Below are 19,335 nucleotides of genomic sequence, written 5' to 3'. Positions count from 1 at the left end.
TCCCCCGAGCAATGAGCCGGGAGTCCCGTCCACGTCGCCGAGCGCACCGACCCGTCATCTGAAACGAGAGCCCACATGACAATTCCTTTTACCCAAAACGGTCTTCCAGCGGCGGAATTCGCGGATCGCGTCCGCCGCAACCAGCGATGGCTCGGCTCGGAATTGAAGCCGCAATACGACTTCATCGTGTGCGGGTCGGGCTCGAGCGGCTCTGTGGTGGCCCGTCGCCTCGCCGAAAACCCCAATGTCAGTGTCCTGGTGCTCGAAGCCGGCGGCCCGGACGAAGGGCCCGAGATCACCGAACCGGGAATGTGGATCGCGAACCTGGGCAGCGAGCGCGACTGGAACTTCACCGCCGAGCCCAGCTGTCATCTCAACGGGCGGGCCATCCCGTACGCGATGGGGAAGGTGCTCGGCGGTGGCTCGAGCATCAACGTCATGGTGTGGGCACGCGGGCACAAGACCGACTGGGACTACTTCGCCTCGGAGGCCAACGACCCGCGCTGGAGCTACGATTCGGTCCTCGCCATCTACCGCGCGATCGAGGACTGGCACGGCGATCCCGATCCCGAGCACCGCGGCATCGGCGGGCCGGTCTACGTCGAGCCGGCCGCCGAGCCGAGCCCGATCGCGCGCGCCGGCCTGGAAGCGGGTTGTTCGGTCGGCATTCCGGCCTTCCCCAGCCAGAACGGCAGGCTGATGGAGAGCGCGGGGGGCGGCTCGATGGTCGATCTGCGCATCCGTGACGGCTACCGCGAATCCGTGTTTCGTTCTTACCTGTTCCCTGTCATGGATCGCCCCAATGTGACGGTGCTGACGGGCGCGCTGGTGACCCGCGTGACCTTCGACGCGGCGCGGGCCACCGGCGTGGAATTCGTGCGTGACGGCAGGTTGCACCGGGTCGGCGCCGGCTCGGAGGTCGTGTTGTCCCTCGGTGCCATTCACACGCCGAAGGTGCTCATGCAATCGGGCGTGGGCGATCAATCGCACCTGCAGTCACACGGGATTCGCGTGGTCCAGCACCTGCCCGGCGTGGGCCGCAATCTGCAGGACCACCCCGGTTTCTCCTGCGTCTGGGAATACCAGGAGCCGCTGCCCTGGCGTAATAGCGGCGGCGAAGTGACCTTTTTTGCCAAGAGCGATTCGCGGCTGGACTCGCCCGATCTGCAGGCCTACCAGCTGGAGTTTCCGTTCTCGAGTGCGGAGAACGCCGTCAAGTACGGCGTCCCCGAGGTGGGCTGGGCCATGTACGGCGCGGTGGTACGGCCGAAGAGCCGTGGACACATCTGCCTGACGGGGCCCGGCCCGTCCGACCCGGTGAAGATTCACGCCGGCTTGATGTCTCGTCCCGAGGACCTCAAGGCGGCTATCGCGTGCATCGAACTGTGCCGTGAGATCGGAAATTCTTCCGCTCTCCGCCCGTTCACCAAGCGAGAAGTCATGCCCGGCAAACTCGACAATGCCGAATTGGTGCGCTTCATCCGCAACGAGGTAACCACCTACCACCACCAGACCTGCACGGCGAAGATGGGTTGCGACAGCATGTCGGTGGTCGACGGATCGCTGAAAGTCTATGGATTGCAGGGCTTGCGGATCGCCGACGGCTCCATCATGCCGCGGGTCACCACGGGAAACACCATGGCGCCCTGCGTCGTCATCGGCGAACGCGCCGGTCAGATCCTGCGGCACCACCATGCTCTGTGAGAGCCGACCGCACGTCGGCACCGAGCCCGCGTCGAAGGAAGTGAGACATGCCAACCCAACCGCTGGTCGACCTGACCGGCAGCTTCACCACCCAGATGCACACGGTCCTCGCCGAGGCGGCGCGACTCGGCCCGCTGGCCACCGACGAGGTCACCGGCGCCACTGTAGTGTTGCGTCAGTGTGACGTGGAGGCACTCGCCCGCGACGAGCGGCTGAATGGCGTAGGGCTGGCCCTGTTCGACATCATGGGTATCTGCAAAGGCCCGTTGCGCGACTGGTATGGCCGGCTGATGTTCACGACCGAGGGTGACTATCACCGCCGGATTCGTTCGCTGGTGTCTCGCGCTTTCACGCCACGCTCCGTCGCCCAGCTCAGGCCGGCGGCGGCGAACATGGCCGCCGCCGCCGTCGCGTCAGCCGGGCGGGACGGGGGAGACCTGGTGGCATCCTCGGCGGCGCTGGCCACCAGGCTGATTTGCGGTCTTCTCGGAGTCCCGGACAGCGATGTCGAGGCCTTCACCCAGTGGGCCGACGCCTTGAGTCCCGTCTTCTACGTGATGACACCCGAGCAGGTAGCGGATGCCACGCGCGCGATCACCGAGTTGCAAAGCTACGTGGACGACCTCGTGCAACGTCGGATCGAGGATCCCGGATCGGATCTCATCACCGGCCTGCTTGCCGCAGAGGCCGAGGGCGAGCGGCTCACCCACGACGAGACGGTGTCGATGATCGCGAATCTCCTTGTGGCCGGCCACGACACCATGGGTAGCCAGATTCCGTGCAGCCTGCTGGTGACCCTGCGACACCGTGATCGCCTTGCCGCCGCGGCCCGCGACGACGCGGCGCTTGCGAGCGCGGCCGCCGAGACCATGCGGTTCGAGCCCAGCATCCCGCTGATTCCGCGCACCGCCATCGCGCCAATCGAGCTGCACGACAAGATCATCCCGGCCGGGTCCATGGTTCTGCTGTGTATCGCCTCGGCATGCCGGGACGCGTCGGCGTGGCCGTCGCCGGACGTATTCGATCCTGAGCGTTTCACCCGGCCTGGGACGCCGCGGCTGATGAATTTCGGAGCGGGGGCGCACTATTGCCTCGGTACCTCGTTGGCGAAGGTCGCTGTGGAGGAGTGCATGCGAGCCGTCCTGGAGGCACAGCCCCCGCTGCGGCTGGCCGAAGATCCTGCCGACATTGCCTGGCGCCGCATCCTGGGCCGCAGCCCCGCACGCCTGCTCGTGCGGGCGGACTCGTGACGGGCGAGGTCTGATGGCGGCGTGTCTCGCCCGACGAGCGTTCGCGACCCCGGCTAGGAAGTCGTTCGGCGAGCAGACGCAAAAGGCCCCGCATCCTTGGCGTGTCGCCGACTTTTGCGTCTGCTCGCCGCGCGATACCGCGCGATACCGCGGGGCCGATGTGCGCGCGGGCCACCCCGCCCACTAACCTCCCAACCCCTTGGTTGACAATCGACGGAAGGCTCACTTAGGTCTGAAGACCTAACTGTCAAAGGAGACACACCATGGCCGAAGCCGTCATCGTCGAGGCTGTGCGCTCACCGCTCGGCAAGCGCAACGGCGGGCTGTCCGGGGTACACCCGGCCGAGTTGTCCGCGCAGGTCCTCAACGGGCTGGTCGACAAGGCCGGCATCGACCCGGGAATCGTTGACGACGTCATCTGGGGCTGCGTCATGCAGGCCGGTGAGCAGGCCCTCGACATCGGCCGCACCTCGCTGCTGGCCGCCGGCTGGCCCGAAACCGTGCCCGGCGTGACTGTCGACCGCCAGTGCGGTTCCAGCCAGCAGTCCATCCACTTCGCCGCGGCCGGCGTGGTCGCCGGACACTACGACGTCGTCGTCGCCGGCGGTGTGGAGTCGATGTCGCGGACGCCGATGGGATCCTCGCTGGCCAACGGCGGCAATCCGTACCCCCAGGCTTTCAAGGACCGCTACCAGCGCACGCCGAATCAGGGAATCGGTGCCGAAATGATCGCCGAGCAGTGGGGCTTTGACCGGCTCGCGCTCGACGAGTTCTCGCTGGGGTCGCACGAAAAGGCCGCCGCAGCACAGGATTCCGGTGCGTTCGACGACCAGATCGTCGGCATCAAGGATCAGGATGGGAACGTGGTTCTCAAGGACGAGGGCATCCGCCGCGGCACCCCGATCGAGAAGATGGCGTCGCTGAAGCCGGCGTTCAAGGAGGGCGGGGTGATCCACGCGGGCAACTCCTCGCAGATCACCGACGGTTCGGCCGCACTGCTGTTCATGTCGGCCGAAAAGGCCAAGGAACTGGGCCTCACGCCGATCGCCAGGGTGCACACCGCGGTACTGGCCGGGGCCGACCCGGTCATCATGCTGACGGCGCCCATCCCGGCGACGCAGAAGGCGCTCAAGAAGTCCGGCCTCTCGATCGGCGACATCGGGGCCTACGAGGTCAACGAGGCGTTCGCGCCCGTCCCGTTGGCGTGGCTGAACGACATCGGGGCAGACGAGAAGAAGCTCAACCCCAACGGCGGCGCCATCGCGCTGGGTCACCCGCTCGGTGGTTCGGGCGCGCGGTTGATGACCACGCTGCTCTACCACATGCGGGACAAGGGAATTCGTTACGGTCTGCAGACCATGTGCGAGGGCGGCGGGCAGGCCAACGCCACCATCGTGGAGCTGCTGTGACGCAAGCCGGGAACGGCCAGCCGGCCGTGCTGGCCGAACGTCGCGGCAACGTCATGGTCATCACGATCAACCGGCCTGAGGCCCGGAATGCGATCAACGCGGCGGTGAGCATCGGCGTCGGGGACGCGCTGGACGACGCCCAGCGCGACGCGCAAGTGCGTGCCGTGGTGATCACCGGCGCCGGCGACAAGTCGTTCTGCGCGGGGGCCGACCTCAAGGCCATCGCGCGCCGCGAGAACATCTACCACCCCGATCACGCCGAGTGGGGTTTCGCCGGCTACGTGCGCCACTTCATCGACAAGCCGACCATCGCCGCGGTCAACGGCACCGCGCTGGGTGGCGGCACCGAGCTCGCGCTGGCCAGCGACCTGGTGGTCGCCGCGGCGAGCGCCAACTTCGGGCTGCCGGAGGTCAAGCGGGGGCTCATCGCGGCCGCGGGCGGCGTCTTTCGGATCGTCGATCAACTGCCCCGCAAGGTGGCGCTCGAACTGGTGATGACCGGTGAACCGCTCACCGCGCCGGACGCGCTCAAGTGGGGCCTGATCAACCAGGTGGTCGAGGACGGCTCCGCGCTCGATGCCGCCCTGGCGCTGGCCGCGCGGGTGACGGTCAACGCGCCGTTGTCGGTGCAGGCCAGCAAGCGCATCGCCTACGGCGTCGACGACGGTGTCATCAGCGGGGACGAACCGGGCTGGGAGCGGACCGTGCAGGAGATGCGCACCCTGATGAGGTCCGAGGACGCCAGGGAAGGGCCACTGGCGTTCGCGGAGAAACGCGAGCCGGTCTGGAAGGCCCGCTAAAGGGCGCGAGCAGACGCAAAAGCCCCCCACGCCTCGGCGTGTCGGGGGCTTTTGCGTCTGCTCGCGGCGAAGGTCGGCTAGTGCGCCAGCGTGTTCACGCCCCACCTGAACACGGGCGGCAGCCCCGCGGCGGCGGGCACGATCGCGCGCCGCGCCGGCGGCGCCGCGCTGGCCAGCACCAGCCCCCGGGTGAGTAATCGGTATCTGCGCGTAACCCGTTGCCATGCAGCCTCATACGACGACGGTGCGTCATTGACGATGGTGTCGACCGCTGCGGCGGCCTGCTTGACGGCGAGGCTGATTCCCTCGCCGGTGAGGGCGTCCTCGTAGCCCGCGGCGTCGCCCACCAGCAGCACCCGTCCCGCGACGCGGCGCGAGACGACCTGACGCAAGGGCCCGCAGCCGCGCGCCGGCCCGCGGGGGGCGCCCCGCAGGTGCCGGGACAGCCAGGGGAACCAGGCGAGGTCGGGCCGGCCGGCGCACAGGATGGCCACCCCCACGAGCTCGGGCTCCACGGGCGTCACGTACGCCTCGCCCCACTTCGACCAGTGCACCTCCACGAACTCCGACCACGCGGGGACCTTAAAGTGCCACCGCACGCCGTGGCGGCGCGGCCTTCCGGCCGCGGCCTTGATGCCCAGTGCCCGGCGTACCGGGGAGTGCAGCCCGTCCGCCGCCACCAGCCATCTCGCGCGGACGCCCGCCGCCGTGACCCCGTGGGCGTCCTGCGCCACGGCGGTAACCCGATCCCGGATCCATTCGGTGTCTTGCTCTTTCGCGCGCGCGGCCAGAGCGGCGTGCAGCGTGGTGCGTCGCACGCCACGGCCCGGTCCGGAGCGGAACCGGGCCGTGGCGCGGCGCTCTTCGCTGACGTAGGCGATGCCGCGCAGCGTCATGCCGGCCGGGTCGATGCCGAGCGAAGCCAACTCGGCGAGTCCGCCGGGCATCAGGCCCTCCCCGCACGCCTTGTCGATGGGCCCCTCCCGGGGTTCGACCACGATCACCGAAAGCCCGTGTCGGCGGGCGTTCAACGCCGCGGCGAGGCCGCCGGGGCCGCCGCCGGCAATCAACAGATCGGCGTCGTAATCCGTCATGCGTAACCCAGCGCCGAGTTCTCCACGTTGATGCGCGCCCTCATCAGCATCGCGTTCGCTAGCGTGAAGATCAGCGCGGTCAGCCATGCGGTGTGAACCAGCGGCAGCGCGAACCCCTCAGCCACCACCGCGACGTAGTTCGGATGGTGGATCCATCGGTAGGGGCCGCCCTGCACCAGCGGCGCCTCGGGGACGACGATCACCCGGGTGTTCCAGCGAGGCCCCAGCGTGGTGATGCACCACCAGCGCAACGCCTGACTCAGCGTCACAATGGCCAGCATCGGCCAGCCCAGCCACGGGATGAACGGCCGATGCAGCGCCAAGGGCTCGATGACGCAGCCCAGCAACAGCGCGGTGTGCAGGACGACCATCACTGGGTAATGGGATTGACCGAACTCCCTGCCGCCGCGGGCGAAAGACCACTTGGCGTTGCGCCTGGCCACCACCAGCTCCGCCACCCGCTCGAGCGCGACCGCAAGGACCAGCAGGTAGTACATGCCTACAGTGTCCACCAGGCTCACCGGCCGGGCAGTAGGAGTCCGCAGCAAAAGCCCGAGACGTCATCGGGCGCCGCCCACGGTCGGCGAGGTCCCCGGTTGTCTCCCCGGGGCCCCGCTACGGTGCCCGCAGCCGATCGGTTCATGTGCCGGCCGTCACAGAATGCGTCCTGCCGCTAGGGTCGGGGTATGCGGGTTCTTGTTACCGGCGCAACCGGCTACGTGGGATCGCGGCTGGTCACCGAGCTAGTTGCCGCCGGGCATCAGGTGTTCGCGGCGACGCGAAAGCCGCAGCGCCTCAAGCGGTTCGGCTGGTACGACGACGTCATTCCGGTCGCCCTCGACGCGTCCGACGCGGCGTCGACACGCGCCGCCTTCGCCGCTTGCGGGCCGATCGACGTCGTGTATTACCTGGTCCATGCGATCGGCCAGCCGGGCTTCCGCGAGGCCGACCGGGCCGCCGCCACCAACGTCGCGCTCGCTGCACGCGGCGCCGGCGTGCGGCGCGTCGTCTACCTCGGCGGCTTCGTGCCCGCCGGCGAGGCCCTGTCGGAGCATCTGAGCAGCCGGGCCGAGGTCGCCGCGGCGCTGACGGTCGAGGGCGGCCCGGAACTGGTGTGGTTGGGCGCGGCCGTCATCATCGGCGCCGGCTCCACGTCGTTCGAGATGATGCGCTACGTCGGCGACCGGTTCCCGCTGATCCCGACGCCGAGCTGGATGGACAACCCGCTCGACCCGATCTCGGTCCGCGACGTCCTGCACTACCTCGTCGCCGCCGCGGACCCTGACAAGGTGCCCGCCGGCGCCTACGACATCGCCGGGCCGACGACGACGTCCTACCGTGAGCTGCTTAGGGCCTACGCGCGGGTCTCGGGCAGGTGGCACGCCGATGTGCCGGTCGGCCGGATCGACACCGGGCTGGCCTCGCTGGTCACGAAGGTGGTCCTGCCCGTGCCCGCCGGCCTGGCCGCAGACCTGGTCGAGTCGCTGGACCACCCGATGGTGGCGTCGGTCAGCGGCCTGCGCGACAAGGTGCCTGATCCGCCCGGGGGGCTGCTTGGCGTGGAGGACGCGATCGCCCTCGCACTGGATGGCTTGAACCGCCGGCCGCGACCGGTCAACGCGCTCGCCGACCCACACCACCTGGCCGACACCGATCCCGCCTGGTCCGGCGGCGACGCCCTGCGGATCCGGCGCCTGGCCCGCGCCTTCACCCCACCCATCGCGCGCCCGACGCTGCGGCTGGTCGACAGCGTCCCGGGCCCGCTCGCCGGTGCGCTGCGGACCGGCCTCGACATCCTGTTCGCCCTGAACGCGAAGGTGCACCCGGCATGAGCGAATCCACCGCACCCGTCCGCGGCAGTGCCCTGGCCGAGTTGCGGCGCGCGGCGTCCAATGTCGCCCCCCGGAACAACGAGCCGCCCGGCGTGGTGCGACGTCGACGCGTCATCGTCGTCATCACCCTCATCGTCGGCGCGGCGGTGCTGGGCTGTTCGCTGCGGGTACATCCGGGCGAGTCGAGCTTCTACTGGTTGACGCTGGCGCTGGCAGGGGTGTGGTTCGCCGGCGGCTTCATCTCGGGCCCCCTGCACCTGGGCGGCATCTGCTGGCGGGGCCGCAACCAGCGACCGGTCATCACGGGGACGACGATCGGCCTGCTGCTGGGCGGGGTCTTCATCGTCGGCGGCCTCGTCGCCAAAGAGATCCAGCCGGTCGCGGAGCTGATCACCCGGGTGCTGCTCTACGCGCACCACGGGTGGTACCCGGTGATCGTGGTGATCACCCTCGTCAACGGCGTCGCCGAGGAAGTGTTCTTTCGCGGCGCGCTCTATACCGCCCTGGGGCGCTATCACCCCGCGGTCATTTCGACCGTCCTCTACGCCTGCGCGACGCTCGCCAGCGGCAACCCCATGCTGGGCTTCGCCGCGATCATTTTGGGGACGGTGTGCGCATTCGAGCGCAGGGCGACCGGGGGTGTGCTGGCCCCGATGCTGACGCATCTGGTGTGGGGCCTGATCATGGTCCTCGTGTTGCCCCCGATGTTTGGGGTCTGACTCGGCTACCTGCCCGGGCCGACGACCTCGCGGGCCAGCGCCCGCATCGCCGCGGCGTGGGCCGGGCGCGCGAAGAACCAATACGCCCTCCCGGGCACGCCGCTCGGCAGGAAAACGGAGCGTTGGGTGTACCGGGTGCCGTGACGGTCCTGCGGAGCGACGGTGATCTCGAGCCACTCCCGTCCCGGCGCCCGCCGGGTGGAGCGCAGCCGCAACAGGGTTCCCTCCGCGCGTTCCTGGATCTGGAAGGCCGGCCGGCACCTGACGGCGGCCTCCGCGGCCTTCCAGACTTCCTCGGGCGGGGCGTAGATGGTTGCCTTCCGCTCGTCGGTGTAGACGATTTCGCCGGCCCAGTCGGGGTCGCTGGGCAGCGCTTCGGCCGGTTCGGTCTGCAGCGACGACCAGGTGGCGTCGGGCAGCCCGCGCTTGGCCCGGTCGAGCGCCAACTCGACGGCGCGGCGATACGCGATCAGGCCGCCGGGCGGCGGTTCGATGATGCTGTCGACGTCGTGGTTGCGCATCACCGCGTCGCATTCCAGCGACTCGATCAACGGCCGAGCCAGCCCCGGCGGGATCGGGGTGACCGCACCGATCCAGAGGCTGGCGATCGTCGGCGTGAGGAACGGCAGCACGATCAGGTGGCGCCGGCCCAGCCCCGCCACCTCGGCGTAGACCCGCATCATGTCGCCGTATTCGAGGACGTCGGGGCCGCCGATGTCCCACGTCCGCGAGGACGGCACGGGCGCGGTCGCCGCCGCGACGAGGTAGTACAGCACGTCGCGCACCGCGATGGGCTGGATCTTGTTGTGCACCCACTTCGGCGTGGTCATCACGGGCAGGCGGTCGGTCAGGTGGCGGATCATCTCGAATGACGCCGAGCCCGAGCCGACGACCACGCCGGCCTGCAGGACCACCGCTTCGATGCCGGACTCGATCAGCGCGTCACCCACCGCCGCGCGCGACTCGAGATGGGGGGAGAGCTTGCGATCCTCCGGGTGCAGGCCGCTCAGGTACACGATCCGGCGTACCCCCGCGCGCCGCGCGGCCGTCACGACGTTACGAGCCGAACGGGCCTCGTCGTCGGCGAAGTCCTTCGCCGAGCCCATCGAGTGAACCAGGTAGTACACGACGTCGACGCCGTCGAACGCCGCCACCAGCGAGTCGACGTCGCCCAGGTCGCCGCGGGCGACCTCCGCCCGGTCTCGCCAGGGCACGCCGGCCAGCTTGTCCGGCGTGCGGGCCAGCGCGCGAACCTGATGGCCCTCGTCCAGCAGTCGCGGTACCAGCCGGCCGCCGATGTACCCGGTCGCCCCGGTTACCAGGCAGCGCACCTGTTGAGCCATCGGTTCTCCGTTCCTCGCGGGTCAGTCGTTGGGATCTGACGCCAAGGAGGGATTACCGCCTCCGGCCGCCGGCAAGCGCGGGAACTCAGCGATCGGCGAAGTTCGGCGCGCGGCGTTCCTGGAAGGCGGTGGTGCCCTCCTTGAAATCATGCGACACCAGCAGCCGCGTCTGGCCCTCGAACTCGCGTTGTAGCGCCGGATCCAGCTCGGTGAGCGTGGCCGCGTTGATCGAATGTTTGGTCTTGGCGAACGCCACCGCCGGGCCCGCCAGCAGCCTGCCGACCACCTTGTCCACCTCGGTCTCGAAGTCGTCGGCGGGGTACACGGCGGTGACCAGGCCCCACTGCAGCGCCTCGGCGGCCGGCAGTCGGTCGGGGAGCAGCGCCATCCGCATCGCGCGGATCCGGCCGGCCGCGGCCGCGACCAACGCCGACGCGCCGCCGTCGGGCATCAGCCCGATCTTCGTGAAGGCAAGCATGAAAAACGCTGCCTCCGAGGCCAACACGACGTCACACGCCAGGGCGAGCGACACGCCCACGCCGGCCGCCGGACCCTGCACGACGGCCACCACGGGGTGCGGCAGCGCGACGATGGCGCGGATCAGCCGGTTGATCTCGAGGACGATCTCGTCCGGCGGAATCCCCCCGTCGGCGGACATGTCGTCGGCGCTGATGCCCGCCCCGGAGCAGAAGCCGCGGCCGGCCCCGCCGAGGCGGACCACCCTGACGCCGGGGTCCGTGGCGGCGCGTTCCATCGCGTCGGCGAGCCCGATGATCACCGGAATCGTCAGCGAGTTCAGGCTGTCCGGGCGGTCGATGGTCACCGACAGCACGCCGTCGGTCAGCGTGACGTCGAGGCCCGCAACGGGCGCGAGCGTGGCGATTCCAGAATCCGGCATGGGCCTCAGATTAGGTGACCGGCCCGCGCGGCCGTCGACCGCGGCTGAGAAGATGCCAACGACGTCGGTGCGGACGAAAGGTCGGAACATCATGGCTGGACCGTTGAATGGGCTGCGGGTTGTCGAGCTGGCCGGCATCGGCCCCGGCCCGCACGCCGCGATGATCCTGGGGGACCTCGGCGCGGACGTCGTTCGCATCGACCGTCCGTCGACGGGTCCCAGCGGCGCCGTGAAGGACGCGATGCTGCGCAACCGGCGGATCGTCACCGCCGACCTCAAATCCGAGGAGGGCCGCAACCTCGTCCTCAAGCTCGTCGCGAAGGCCGACGTGCTGATCGAGGGCTACCGGCCCGGCGTCACCGAGCGGCTCGGGCTCGGCCCCGAGCAATGCGCAAAGGTCAACGACCGGCTGATCTACGCCCGGATGACCGGCTGGGGACAGGCCGGGCCCCGCAGCCAGCAGGCGGGCCACGACATCAACTACATCTCGCTCAACGGGATCCTGCACTCGATCGGACGCGCGAACGAGCGGCCGGTGCCGCCGCTGAACCTGGTCGGCGACTTCGGCGGGGGCTCGATGTTCCTGTTGGTCGGCATCCTCTCGGCGCTGTGGGAGCGCCAGAGTTCGGGCAAGGGCCAGGTCATCGACGCCGCGATGGTCGACGGTTCCAGCGTGCTGATCCAGATGATGTGGCAGCTGCGCGCCTCCGGGCTGTGGTCGGACGCGCGGGGCACCAATATGCTCGACGGCGGCGCGCCGTATTACGACACCTACGAGTGCGCCGACGGCCGCTACGTCGCGGTCGGGGCCATCGAGCCCCAGTTCTACGCCGCGATGCTGGCCGGGTTGGGCCTCGAGGGCGCCGAGTTGCCGGCGCAGAACGACGTCTCCCGCTGGCCCGAGCTGCGGGCCGCGCTGACGGAGGCCTTCGCCAAGCACGACCGCGACCACTGGGCCAAGGTGTTCGCCGATTCCGACGCGTGCGTGACGCCGGTGCTGGCGTTCGGCGAAGTCCAGACGGAACCACACATCACCGAGCGCAACACCTTCTACGAGGTGAACGGCGGCCTGCAGCCGCTGCCCGCGCCGCGCTTCTCGCGCACCGCGCCCCAGACCCCGCGCCCGGCGGACCCGGCAGCCGACGTCGAAGCGGTTCTGCGCGACTGGGTATAGTCAGCCAACCAACTGGTTGGCTGGACGCGGGAAGGGTTTTCATGGAGATCAGAGACGCCGTAGCCGTCGTTACCGGAGGCGCGTCAGGGCTGGGCCTGGCGACCACCAAGCGGTTGCTGGACGCCGGCGCGCAGGTGGTGGTGGTCGACCTGCGCGGTGAAGAGGCCGTCCGCGAGCTGGGCGACCGCGCGCACTTCGCACAGACGGACGTGACCGACGAGGCCGGCGTCACCGAGGCTCTGGACACGGCCGAGTCGCTCGGCCCGGTGCGCATCAACGTCAACTGTGCGGGCATCGGCAACGCCATCAAGACGCTGTCCAAGGACGGCCCGTTCCCGTTGGCCGGGTTCCGGAAGGTGGTCGAGGTCAACCTGATCGGCACGTTCAACGTGCTGCGGCTGGCGGCCGAGCGCATCGCCAAGACGGAGCCGCTCGGGGAGGAGCGGGGCGTCATCATCAACACCGCCTCGGTCGCCGCGTTCGACGGCCAGATCGGCCAGGCCGCCTACTCGGCCTCCAAGGGCGGCGTGGTCGGCATGACCCTGCCGATCGCTCGCGACCTGTCGCGCGAGCTGATCCGCGTGGTGACGATTGCGCCAGGTTTGTTCAAGACCCCCTTGCTCGGCTCGCTGCCGGAGGAGGCGCAGGCCTCGCTCGGCAAGCAGGTGCCGCATCCGGCCCGCCTCGGTGACCCCGACGAGTACGGTGCCCTGGCGGTGCACATCATCGAAAACCCGATGCTCAACGGCGAGGTCATCCGCCTGGATGGCGCCATCCGCATGGCGCCCCGCTGATTCGCACCCATAACGAAAGCCCCCCGCGATGTGCGGGGGGCTTTCGTTATGGGTGAAGTCGCCTAGCGGCGGAACCACCGGCTGACGGCGGGTTCGGCCATTAGTAACCGTGCAAGCATGCTCATGATTTACCTCAACTCGCCGTCGGCAACGGCTGGAACTCGTCGAACTGTTCTGACGTCAGACCTTCCACCAACATGTCCCCGTGGTAGAGGGCCTCGAAGTCAGCCTTGATGACGTCGGCACTTGTGTCGTCGATCCACATGACACTGAGCGTATGGGTCACCTCTAAGGAATCTTTGAGTCTCGATTCGGAAAATGGTGGCAATTTACCGGCGGGTAGGTTTCCCGCGGTCTTGCCGGCGTCTTCGGCCCTGGGCGGCTTATTCGCGGCATATTTTTCTGGCCGGACTCTTAGCCTCGAGGCGGTTTGGAAAATCCGTGAACCCGCACTCTCCTGTCGCCGTGCTTAGGGGAGGCGTTGTTTGACGCACGTAAGTTAGCGTTGATAAGTTATCGCGAATTAGCAAGCGGCCAGCGCGTACAGCACCGGCGGCGGAAGGGCTGGACATGTTGCAGCGGATCGCTCGACTGGCCATCGCCGCCCCGCGACGCATCGTCGCAATCGGATTTTTGGTCTTTGTCGCCGCCGCGGTCTTCGGCATCCCGGTCGCCGACAGCCTGTCCGCGGGGGGCTTCCAGGACCCGAACTCCGAGTCGGCCCGCGCGATCCGGGTGCTGACCGACAAATTCGGGCAGAGCGGCCAGCAGTTGCTGATCCTGGTGACCGCGCCTTCGGGCGCCGATAGCGAGCAGGCCCGCAAGGTGGCCACCGAACTCGTCGGCGACCTGCAGCAGTCGCCGCTGGTCTACAACGTCTCGTCGGCGTGGACCGCGCCGCCTCAGACCGCCAAGACCCTGACGAGCGCCGACGGCAAGTCGGGCCTGATCGTCGTCAACCTCAAGGGTGGGGAAAACGACGGGCAGAAGAACGCGCAGAAGCTGTCCGACGCGTTCGTGCATGACCGTGACGGCGTGGCGGTCCGGGCCGGCGGCTCGGCGATGCAGTACGCCCAGATCAACAAGCAGAACCAGGAAGACCTCCTGGTGATGGAGATCATCGCGATCCCGTTGAGTTTCCTGGTTCTGGTCTGGGTGTTCGGCGGACTGCTCGCGGCGGCGTTGCCGATGACGCTCGGAGCGTTGGCCGTCGTCGGGTCGATGTCGGTGCTGCGGCTCATCACGTTCACCACCGAGGTCTCGATCTTCGCGCTCAACCTGAGCACGGCGCTGGGCCTGGCACTGGCGATCGATTACACGTTGCTGATCGTCAGTCGCTACCGCGACGAGTTGGCCGAGGGCAGCAGCCCGGAACAGGCGCTGATCCGGACGATGGCCACCTCGGGCCGCACGGTGCTGTTCTCCGCGGTGACCGTCGCGCTGTCGATGTCGGCCACGGCGCTGTTTCCGATGTACTTCCTGAAGTCGTTCGCCTACGCCGGGGTGGCCACCGTGGCCTTCGTCGCGACCGCGTCCATCGTCATCACCCCCGCCGCCATCGTGTTGTTGGGCACGATACTGGACGCGTTCGACGTGCGTCGGCTCGTGCGCCGGGCGCTGCGCCGGCGGGATCCCGCGCACGAGCCCGTCGAGGAGCTGTTCTGGTATCGCTCGAGCAAGTTCGTGATGCGGCGCTGGCTGCCCATCGGCACCGCCGTCATCGCGCTGCTGGTGCTGCTGGGACTCCCATTTACCGAGGTCAAGTGGGGTTTCCCGGACGACCGGGTGCTGCCGCGCTCGGCCTCGTCGCACCAGGTCGGCGACCAGTTGCGCACCAACTTCGTCAACGATTCCGCGACCTCGGTGCCCGTTGTCATCCCCGACGCCCGGGGGCTGAACCCGGCGGACCTCGACCCGTACGCCGCCGCCCTGTCGCGGGTCCCGGACGTGTCGGCGGTCAATGCGCCGACCGGGACGTTCGTCGGCGGCAACCGGGTTGGACCGCCCGCCGGGGCCACCGGGATGGCCGACGGGAGCGCGTTCCTCACGGTCAACAGCGCGGCGCCGCTGTTCTCCCAGGCGTCCGACGCTCAGCTCCAACGGCTCAGCGGCGTGCCCGGGCCGGGCGGGCGGCCCGTCGAAAAGGCCGGCGTCGCGCAGGTCAACCGCGACAGCGTCGACGCCGTGACCGACCGGCTGCCGTTGGTGTTGGGGCTGATGGCCGCCATCACCTTCGCCCTGCTGTTCCTGCTGACCGGCAGCGTGGTGCTGCCGATCAAGGCGCTGTTTTGCAACGTCCTGTCGCTGACGGCGGCGTTCGGTGCGCTGGTGTGGATCTTCCAGGACGGGCACCTGGGCGCGCTGGGTACGACGCCGAGCGGCACGCTGGTGGCGAATATGCCGGTGTTGCTGTTCTGCATCGCGTTTGGTCTGTCCATGGACTACGAGGTGTTCCTGGTGTCCCGCATTCGGGAGTACTGGCTCGAGTCCGGCGCGGCCCGGCCGGCGAAGGTGCCCGGGGCGCAGGCGCATGCCGCCAACGACGAAAGTGTCGCGCTGGGCGTGGCCCGCACCGGGCGGGTGATCACCGCCGCCGCGTTGGTGATGTCGATGTCGTTCGCCGCCCTGATCGCCGCCCACGTGTCGTTCATGCGGATGTTCGGCCTGGGCCTGACGCTGGCGGTGTTCGCTGACGCCACCCTGGTGCGGATGGTGCTGGTCCCCGCGTTCATGCATGTGATGGGCCGGTGGAACTGGTGGGCGCCGAAGCCGCTGGTGTGGCTGCACGAGCGGTTCGGGATCAGCGAGGGGCCGCCGCCAGCGCCCGGCCCCGTCGAGCCGGTTGCCGGGCCGGTCCAGCACAACGGCCGGGTAGTCAGTGAGTCGGTGACCAAAATTGGTTAGCGGGCCAATCGAGGGCCTGCGCCGGGCGCGGGCCCCGCGGGGCGCCGGAGTGCGGCTCCGCGACGAGATCCTGGACGCCGCCACCGGCCTGTTGCTGGAGACCGGGCACGCGCCGTCTGTATCGATCCGATCGGTGGCGCAGCGAGTCGGCGTCACGCCGCCCTCGATCTACCTGCATTTCGCCGACAAAGAAGCGCTGATGGACGCGGTGTGCGCGCGCTACTTCGAAAACCTGGACTCGGAGATGCGGCGCGCGTTGGACGAACACACGTCACCGGTCGGTGTGTTGCGCGCTCAGGGACTGGCCTACGTGCGGTTCGCCACGCAGAACCCGGAGCTCTACCGGATCGCCACCATGGGGCAGTGGCGGTCGGGGAGCAGCGTGGACGTGACGCTGGACAGTTCGGCGTTCGGATACCTGCGCGCAACCGTACGGAGGTTGATGGACGACGGCATCTACCACCGCGACGACCCGACCAAGGTCGCTCTGCAATTGTGGAGCGCGGTGCATGGGGTGGCGGCCATGGTGATCGCCAAGCCGCACTTACCCTTTGGCGAGATCGAGGTGTTCGCCGACAGCGTGCTGTGCTCCGTCTTCTGTGGTCAGGTGGTAATGGGATACTGCGACGCAGATGCCACGCCGCAAATGTTGGCGGAGTGGGTGACGACACATCGTCGGTGGAAGGATCCGCAGAGATGACGCAGGCCGGGCTGGCGAAAATCGATAACCCCTTTTTCGCGCGGATCTGGCCCTTCGTCGCGTCACACGAAACCGAGGCGGTGCGCGCCCTGCGCCGGGAGAATCTGGCCGGCCTGACCGGGCGCGTGCTGGAGGTCGGGGCCGGCGTCGGGACCAACTTCGTCAACTATCCCGACTCGGTCGAACACGTGGTGGCCGTCGAACCCGAGCCCAGGCTCGCCGCCCACGCCGAGGCGGCCGCGGCGGCGGTGAACGTCCCGATCGTCGTGACCAACCAGAGCGCGGAGGGACTCGGCGGCGAGGAACCGTTCGATGCCATCGTGTGCTCGCTGGTGTTGTGCTCCGTGCGCGACCCCGACGGCGTGCTGCGGCGGCTCTACTCCTTGCTGCGGCCCGGCGGGGAGCTGCGCTACCTCGAGCACGTGGCGAGCGCCGGAGTGCGGGGCCGCTACCAGCGGCTCGCCGATGCGACGTTGTGGCCCAAGCTGTTTGGAAACTGCCACACCCACCGCGACACCGAGCGCTCGATCGTCAACGCCGGCTTCGAGGTCGACACGTCGCGGCGCGAGCTGACGCTCCCGTTGTGGGCGCCGTTGCCGGTTTCGGAGCTGGCGCTGGGTCGCGCACGCAGGCCGTAGCTTTCGCGCCGCTCGCCTGCGTTCCTTCTCGCCGAGCCTGCGTTCCTCGCGCCGAAACTGCGTACGGCGCGTGTTTTTGGGATGAATCGCGATGTGGGTGCAGGCTCGGCGCGGTCAGCGCAGGCTCGATGCGCGGATGCCGAGCGCGTTGCGGACTCGGCGCACGATGTCAGAAGGCAACCAGGTCTGCTTCGGTGACTGCGCACCACCGTCCACCAGGTCCAGCGCGGTTTCCAATCGCCGGAGTCCTCGCGCTCCGCGATGCCCATCGGCCACTTCGAGAACGTCGCGCACCTTGAGGCCGGTCGCTCGAACAAGCGCGTCCGAGTGAGCCACCGCGAGATCCGGCGTCATCATCCGGCCGACGTCGAAGGCCGTGCGCCGCGGAGTCGTCACGGGAATGCCGGCGACCTCATGGGACTCGTCGGGGCGCAGCCGGAAGTCGTAGGTGCGGACGCCGCCGGGGCGGCCGGGCGTTCGGCGAAACCAAATCGACGGGCAGGTGTTCGTCCACCTACTTCGATCCCTGCCGCGCCGCGGCCGTCAACCCGGCGAGAACTCCTTGGCGGCGCGACCACAGCCAGCCCGCCACGGCCCGATCGCCCGGTGTCAGCCGATGTGCGCGCCGAACATAAACATCGGGAAAGACGGTGCGGTACCGCGACCGCAATTGATGGGGCCGCAGAATCCCACCGCCCACCGCTTCACTGCCGATGAACGGCTCGTCGCTGTGCATGACCGCAGGATCTTCGAGCCGGCCGACACCGCCGGGTCGAAACGGCGCTCAACGCGCAAGTCTGTGGATGAGCGGCGCGGTGTGCGCGGGCCTGATCACCCCAGCAGGGCGGGGAGCCGCTCGAGCAGGCCGGGCAAGGCCTGGCTGGCCGTCTCGCGGACGCTGATCGTGGCGCTCTTGGACAGCGGGGTGTTTTCGGGGTTCACCTCGATCACGGCCGTGCCGCGCGACAGGGCCAGCTCAGGCAGCCCGGCGGCCGGATAGACGATCGCGGAGGTACCCACCACCACCATCACGTCGGCGGCCTGGGTCGCCTCGACGGCACGCTGCCACGGCTCGTCGGGCAACTGCTCGCCGAACCACACGATGTCGGGCCGGATCAGCCCGCCGCAGTGGCACACCGGCGGCTCGACCTCCAGCGCCGGCTCCGGCATTTTCGGCAGCGTGCCGGTGTAGGGTAAACCGCAATGCGCACAACGGAATTCGAAGAGGCTTCCGTGCAGGTGGTGCACCGGGGCGCTACCGGCGCGCTCGTGCAGGTCGTCGACGTTCTGGGTGATGACGGTGACCTCGACGTGCTTCTGCCAGTCGGCGATGGCGAGATGCCCCTGGTTGGGCTGAACCTCGGCCACCAGGTAGTGGCGCCACAGGTACCACCCCCAGACCCGCTCGGGGTTGTCGCGCCACCCCTGCGTGCTGGACAACTCGTAAGGGTCGAAGCGGGCCCACAATCCGTTCTTGTCGTCACGGAACGTCGGCACGCCACTCTCCGCGGAGATCCCCGCGCCGCTCAGCACCGTTACACGCATCCCACCAAGATAGTCGGGTCGGGTGGATACTGAACGGGTGGAGTTGCGTGAGTGGTTGCGGGTGGACGTCAAGGCGGGCAGGCCGCTGTTCGACCAGCTCCGGAACCAAGTCATCGACGGGGTGCGGGAGGGCGCGTTGCCACCCGGCACCCGCCTGCCGACGGTCCGCGAGCTGGCCGGGCAACTCGGCGTGGCGGCCAACACGGTCGCCCGCGCCTACCGTGAGCTGGAGTCGGCGGCCTTCATCGAAACACGTGGTCGCTTCGGCACTTTCGTCGCCCGCTACGACCCGACCGACGCGGCGATGGCGGCCGCGGCCCGCGAATACATCCGCGTCGCGCGGGACCTCGGGCTGGGCAAGGAGGATGCGGTCCGCTACGTCGAGGCCGTTCCGGACGGCTAGCGTCCGAGTCGTTAATTCGGGTGCAGCCCTCGCTCCTGTTTCCGAGCGTGGGTCTTATGGAGGAAAAGTGTTGGCGGTTTTGTACTTTTCCCCCACGTTCGACGTATTCGCCAGCGGGATGAGCGGTC

Annotated in this window: 19 protein-coding genes; 12 read left to right on the top strand and 7 right to left on the bottom strand. The window is 68.9% G+C overall.

Features of this window, described 5'->3' with window-relative positions:
* Nucleotides 1-75: 75 nt before the first annotated feature.
* The 4 genes from SKC42_RS05005 to SKC42_RS04990 all read left to right on the top strand — a co-directional run bounded on the left by SKC42_RS05005 (nucleotide 76) and on the right by SKC42_RS04990 (nucleotide 5,163).
* Complete coding sequence (locus tag SKC42_RS05005; protein ID WP_330963186.1) at nucleotides 76-1,704, top strand: GMC family oxidoreductase; 1,629 nt, start codon at nucleotides 76-78, stop codon at nucleotides 1,702-1,704.
* A 47-nt stretch (nucleotides 1,705-1,751) separates the two neighbouring features.
* Nucleotides 1,752-2,954: a cytochrome P450 gene (locus SKC42_RS05000; protein WP_330963185.1), complete on the top strand. Its 1,203-nt coding sequence runs from the start codon at nucleotides 1,752-1,754 to the stop codon at nucleotides 2,952-2,954.
* A gap of 263 nt (nucleotides 2,955-3,217) precedes the next feature.
* Nucleotides 3,218-4,363: a thiolase family protein gene (locus SKC42_RS04995; protein ID WP_330963184.1), complete on the top strand. Its 1,146-nt coding sequence runs from the start codon at nucleotides 3,218-3,220 to the stop codon at nucleotides 4,361-4,363.
* A complete protein-coding gene (locus SKC42_RS04990; protein WP_330963183.1) occupies nucleotides 4,360-5,163 on the top strand; it encodes a crotonase/enoyl-CoA hydratase family protein in 804 nt (267 codons plus the stop codon). Before SKC42_RS04995 ends, SKC42_RS04990 begins: the two co-directional genes overlap by 4 nt.
* A gap of 77 nt (nucleotides 5,164-5,240) precedes the next feature.
* On the opposite strand, the gene SKC42_RS04985 is transcribed toward SKC42_RS04990, so the two are convergent.
* Complete coding sequence (locus SKC42_RS04985; RefSeq protein ID WP_330963182.1) at nucleotides 5,241-6,257, bottom strand: NAD(P)/FAD-dependent oxidoreductase; 1,017 nt, start codon at nucleotides 6,255-6,257, stop codon at nucleotides 5,241-5,243.
* On the bottom strand, nucleotides 6,254-6,754 hold the full coding sequence (locus SKC42_RS04980) for an isoprenylcysteine carboxyl methyltransferase family protein (protein WP_330963283.1): 501 nt from the start codon (nucleotides 6,752-6,754) through the stop codon (nucleotides 6,254-6,256). The genes SKC42_RS04985 and SKC42_RS04980 overlap by 4 nt, the downstream gene beginning before the upstream one ends.
* A 189-nt stretch (nucleotides 6,755-6,943) precedes the next feature.
* On the opposite strand from SKC42_RS04980, the gene SKC42_RS04975 reads away from it, so the two are divergent.
* Nucleotides 6,944-8,089, top strand: coding sequence for an NAD(P)H-binding protein (locus SKC42_RS04975; RefSeq protein ID WP_330963181.1), 1,146 nt, complete (start codon nucleotides 6,944-6,946; stop codon nucleotides 8,087-8,089).
* The gene (locus tag SKC42_RS04970) at nucleotides 8,086-8,808 is read left to right on the top strand and encodes a CPBP family intramembrane glutamic endopeptidase (RefSeq protein ID WP_330963180.1); all 723 of its coding nucleotides are present in this window, start codon (nucleotides 8,086-8,088) and stop codon (nucleotides 8,806-8,808) included. Before SKC42_RS04975 ends, SKC42_RS04970 begins: the two co-directional genes overlap by 4 nt.
* A 5-nt stretch (nucleotides 8,809-8,813) precedes the next feature.
* Here SKC42_RS04970 and SKC42_RS04965 read toward each other — a convergent pair whose 3' ends face one another.
* Both SKC42_RS04965 and SKC42_RS04960 read right to left on the bottom strand, forming a co-directional pair.
* The gene (locus SKC42_RS04965) at nucleotides 8,814-10,151 is read right to left on the bottom strand and encodes an SDR family oxidoreductase (RefSeq protein ID WP_330963179.1); all 1,338 of its coding nucleotides are present in this window, start codon (nucleotides 10,149-10,151) and stop codon (nucleotides 8,814-8,816) included.
* Between the two features lie 85 nt (nucleotides 10,152-10,236).
* Nucleotides 10,237-11,049 carry an enoyl-CoA hydratase gene (locus SKC42_RS04960; protein WP_330963178.1) on the bottom strand — a complete coding sequence of 271 codons (813 nt, stop codon included), beginning with the start codon at nucleotides 11,047-11,049 and terminating at the stop codon, nucleotides 10,237-10,239.
* Between the two features lie 91 nt (nucleotides 11,050-11,140).
* On the opposite strand from SKC42_RS04960, the gene SKC42_RS04955 reads away from it, so the two are divergent.
* Both SKC42_RS04955 and SKC42_RS04950 read left to right on the top strand, forming a co-directional pair.
* Nucleotides 11,141-12,223, top strand: coding sequence for a CaiB/BaiF CoA transferase family protein (locus SKC42_RS04955; protein WP_330963177.1), 1,083 nt, complete (start codon nucleotides 11,141-11,143; stop codon nucleotides 12,221-12,223).
* A 41-nt stretch (nucleotides 12,224-12,264) separates the two neighbouring features.
* Nucleotides 12,265-13,017, top strand: a complete 753-nt coding sequence (locus tag SKC42_RS04950) for a 3-hydroxyacyl-CoA dehydrogenase (RefSeq protein ID WP_330963176.1) — start codon at nucleotides 12,265-12,267, stop codon at nucleotides 13,015-13,017.
* A 133-nt stretch (nucleotides 13,018-13,150) separates the two neighbouring features.
* Here SKC42_RS04950 and SKC42_RS04945 read toward each other — a convergent pair whose 3' ends face one another.
* Nucleotides 13,151-13,282 carry a hypothetical protein gene (locus SKC42_RS04945; RefSeq protein WP_330963175.1) on the bottom strand — a complete coding sequence of 44 codons (132 nt, stop codon included), beginning with the start codon at nucleotides 13,280-13,282 and terminating at the stop codon, nucleotides 13,151-13,153.
* 305 nt (nucleotides 13,283-13,587) lie between these two features.
* Between SKC42_RS04945 and SKC42_RS04940 the strand changes: the two genes are divergently transcribed.
* From SKC42_RS04940 to SKC42_RS04930, 3 genes are read left to right on the top strand one after another with little or no spacing between them, the layout of a single operon-like run.
* Entirely contained in the window at nucleotides 13,588-15,921 is a 2,334-nt protein-coding gene (locus SKC42_RS04940) for an MMPL family transporter (protein WP_330963174.1), read from the top strand.
* Nucleotides 15,914-16,621 carry a TetR/AcrR family transcriptional regulator gene (locus tag SKC42_RS04935; RefSeq protein ID WP_330963173.1) on the top strand — a complete coding sequence of 236 codons (708 nt, stop codon included), beginning with the start codon at nucleotides 15,914-15,916 and terminating at the stop codon, nucleotides 16,619-16,621. The genes SKC42_RS04940 and SKC42_RS04935 overlap by 8 nt, the downstream gene beginning before the upstream one ends.
* Nucleotides 16,618-17,259, top strand: a complete 642-nt coding sequence (locus tag SKC42_RS04930) for a class I SAM-dependent methyltransferase (protein WP_330963172.1) — start codon at nucleotides 16,618-16,620, stop codon at nucleotides 17,257-17,259. Before SKC42_RS04935 ends, SKC42_RS04930 begins: the two co-directional genes overlap by 4 nt.
* 114 nt (nucleotides 17,260-17,373) lie before the next feature.
* On the opposite strand, the gene SKC42_RS04925 is transcribed toward SKC42_RS04930, so the two are convergent.
* Together SKC42_RS04925 and SKC42_RS04920 are read right to left on the bottom strand one after the other, a co-directional pair.
* Nucleotides 17,374-17,655, bottom strand: a complete 282-nt coding sequence (locus tag SKC42_RS04925; RefSeq protein ID WP_330963171.1) for a hypothetical protein — start codon at nucleotides 17,653-17,655, stop codon at nucleotides 17,374-17,376.
* 435 nt (nucleotides 17,656-18,090) lie between these two features.
* Nucleotides 18,091-18,804, bottom strand: a complete 714-nt coding sequence (locus SKC42_RS04920) for an SIR2 family NAD-dependent protein deacylase (RefSeq protein ID WP_330963170.1) — start codon at nucleotides 18,802-18,804, stop codon at nucleotides 18,091-18,093.
* Nucleotides 18,805-18,841: 37 nt separating this feature from the next.
* Between SKC42_RS04920 and SKC42_RS04915 the strand changes: the two genes are divergently transcribed.
* Complete coding sequence (locus tag SKC42_RS04915) at nucleotides 18,842-19,207, top strand: GntR family transcriptional regulator (protein WP_330963282.1); 366 nt, start codon at nucleotides 18,842-18,844, stop codon at nucleotides 19,205-19,207.
* The last annotated feature ends 128 nt before the right edge of the window (nucleotides 19,208-19,335 follow it).

This window comes from Mycobacterium sp. 050134 (assembly GCF_036409085.1).
In the GTDB taxonomy this organism is placed as follows: domain Bacteria; phylum Actinomycetota; class Actinomycetes; order Mycobacteriales; family Mycobacteriaceae; genus Mycobacterium.
This window is presented reverse-complemented; position numbering and strand designations above follow the sequence as displayed.

Excerpts from the sequence above, each read along its gene's own strand:
- SKC42_RS05005 (WP_330963186.1), top strand. The coding sequence starts at position 76 with ATGACAATTCCTTTTACCCAAAACGGTCTTCCAGCGGCGGAATTCGCG.
- SKC42_RS05000 (WP_330963185.1), top strand. The coding sequence starts at position 1,752 with ATGCCAACCCAACCGCTGGTCGACCTGACCGGCAGCTTCACCACCCAG.
- SKC42_RS04995 (WP_330963184.1), top strand. The coding sequence starts at position 3,218 with ATGGCCGAAGCCGTCATCGTCGAGGCTGTGCGCTCACCGCTCGGCAAG.
- SKC42_RS04985 (WP_330963182.1), bottom strand. The coding sequence starts at position 6,257 with ATGACGGATTACGACGCCGATCTGTTGATTGCCGGCGGCGGCCCCGGC.
- SKC42_RS04980 (WP_330963283.1), bottom strand. The coding sequence starts at position 6,754 with ATGTACTACCTGCTGGTCCTTGCGGTCGCGCTCGAGCGGGTGGCGGAG.
- SKC42_RS04975 (WP_330963181.1), top strand. The coding sequence starts at position 6,944 with ATGCGGGTTCTTGTTACCGGCGCAACCGGCTACGTGGGATCGCGGCTG.
- SKC42_RS04970 (WP_330963180.1), top strand. The coding sequence starts at position 8,086 with ATGAGCGAATCCACCGCACCCGTCCGCGGCAGTGCCCTGGCCGAGTTG.
- SKC42_RS04965 (WP_330963179.1), bottom strand. The coding sequence starts at position 10,151 with ATGGCTCAACAGGTGCGCTGCCTGGTAACCGGGGCGACCGGGTACATC.
- SKC42_RS04960 (WP_330963178.1), bottom strand. The coding sequence starts at position 11,049 with ATGCCGGATTCTGGAATCGCCACGCTCGCGCCCGTTGCGGGCCTCGAC.
- SKC42_RS04955 (WP_330963177.1), top strand. The coding sequence starts at position 11,141 with ATGGCTGGACCGTTGAATGGGCTGCGGGTTGTCGAGCTGGCCGGCATC.
- SKC42_RS04950 (WP_330963176.1), top strand. The coding sequence starts at position 12,265 with ATGGAGATCAGAGACGCCGTAGCCGTCGTTACCGGAGGCGCGTCAGGG.
- SKC42_RS04945 (WP_330963175.1), bottom strand. The coding sequence starts at position 13,282 with ATGTGGATCGACGACACAAGTGCCGACGTCATCAAGGCTGACTTCGAG.
- SKC42_RS04940 (WP_330963174.1), top strand. The coding sequence starts at position 13,588 with ATGTTGCAGCGGATCGCTCGACTGGCCATCGCCGCCCCGCGACGCATC.
- SKC42_RS04930 (WP_330963172.1), top strand. The coding sequence starts at position 16,618 with ATGACGCAGGCCGGGCTGGCGAAAATCGATAACCCCTTTTTCGCGCGG.
- SKC42_RS04920 (WP_330963170.1), bottom strand. The coding sequence starts at position 18,804 with ATGCGTGTAACGGTGCTGAGCGGCGCGGGGATCTCCGCGGAGAGTGGC.